General features: G+C 57.0%; 2 rRNA genes. Both read right to left on the reverse strand.

Annotated features, from left to right (window positions below):
* Positions 1 to 8: 8 nt before the first annotated feature.
* Positions 9 to 125: ribosomal RNA gene (gene rrf / locus E1200_RS33175) — 5S ribosomal RNA — on the reverse strand.
* A 165-nt stretch (positions 126 to 290) separates the two neighbouring features.
* Positions 291 to 1,683, reverse strand: a 23S ribosomal RNA gene (locus E1200_RS33180); the annotation flags it as partial.

Below are 1,683 nucleotides of genomic sequence, written 5' to 3' on the forward strand. Positions count from 1 at the left end.
CAATATGAGTCCGGCGGCGTCCTACTCTCCCACACAGTCTCCCATGCAGTACCATCGGCGCTGAAGAGCTTAACTTCCGGGTTCGGAATGGAACCGGGTGTTTCCCCTTCGCCAAAACCACCGAACGACTCAACGCACCACCCCCACCAAAGGGGGCGTGCAAACCAACGTCCGAACACACCAGGTCCGGAATTCAATTATCAACAACCACAGGCTACCCAGGGTTGTTTCCTGAGAACCACACAGGGACGCGAACAACTCGCAACAGCGATTGGCTTTGAACGTAATGTGTGTTCAAGCCACTCGGCCTATTAGTACCGGTCAACTCCACACCTTGCGGCGCTTCCATACCCGGCCTATCAACCCAATCGTCTACTGGGGGCCTTACACCCACAAAGGGGTGGGAGAACTCATCTCGAGGAAGGCTTCCCGCTTAGATGCTTTCAGCGGTTATCCCGACCGAACGTAGCCAACCAGCCATGCCCCTGGCGGGACAACTGGCACACCAGAGGTTCGTCCGTCCCGGTCCTCTCGTACTAGGGACAGACCCTCTCAATTCTCCTACGCGCGCAGCGGATAGGGACCGAACTGTCTCGCGACGTTCTAAACCCAGCTCGCGTGCCGCTTTAATGGGCGAACAGCCCAACCCTTGGGACCTACTCCAGCCCCAGGATGCGACGAGCCGACATCGAGGTGCCAAACCATCCCGTCGATATGGACTCTTGGGGAAGATCAGCCTGTTATCCCCGGGGTACCTTTTAGCCGTTGAGCGACACCACTTCCACACGTAGATGCCGGATCACTAGGCCCTGCTTTCGCACCTGCTCGACACGTCCGTCTCACAGTCAAGCTCCCTTGTGCCCTTACACTCACCACCTGATTGCCAACCAGGCTGAGGGAACCTTTGGGCGCCTCCGTTACACTTTAGGAGGCAACCGCCCCAGTTAAACTACCCACCAGGCACTGTCCCCCACCCGGATACACGGGCGCGGGTTAGACGCTCAAAACGACCAGAGTGGTATTTCACCAACGACTCCACCGACACTGGCGTGCCGGCTTCACAGTCTCCCACCTATCCTACACAAGACGCTCCAAACGCCAATGCCAAGCTATAGTGAAGGTCCCGGGGTCTTTCCGTCCTGCTGCGCGAAACGAGCATCTTTACTCGTACTGCAATTTCACCGGGCCTGTGGTTGAGACAGCGGGGAAGTCGTTACGCCATTCGTGCAGGTCGGAACTTACCCGACAAGGAATTTCGCTACCTTAGGATGGTTATAGTTACCACCGCCGTTTACCGGCGCTTAGATTCTCAGCCTCGACCCCAAAAGGTCTAACCGGTCCTCTTAACGTTCCGGCACCGGGCAGGCGTCAGTCCGTATACAGCGTCTTACGACTTCGCACGGACCTGTGTTTTTAGTAAACAGTCGCTTCCCCCTGGCCACTGCGACCCCACCCAGCTCCAGGAGTAAATCCCTTCACCAGGCGTGGTCCCCCTTCTCCCAAAGTTACGGGGGCAATTTGCCGAGTTCCTTAACCACAGTTCACCCGATCGCCTTGGTATTCTCTACCTGACCACCTGAGTCGGTTTAGGGTACGGGCCGCCAGTACACTCGCTAGAGGCTTTTCTCGACAGCATGGGATCACTCACTTCACCTAAAACGGCTCGGCATCACATCTCACCCT

Source organism: Actinomadura sp. GC306, assembly GCF_004348665.1.
GTDB lineage: Bacteria > Actinomycetota > Actinomycetes > Streptosporangiales > Streptosporangiaceae > Spirillospora.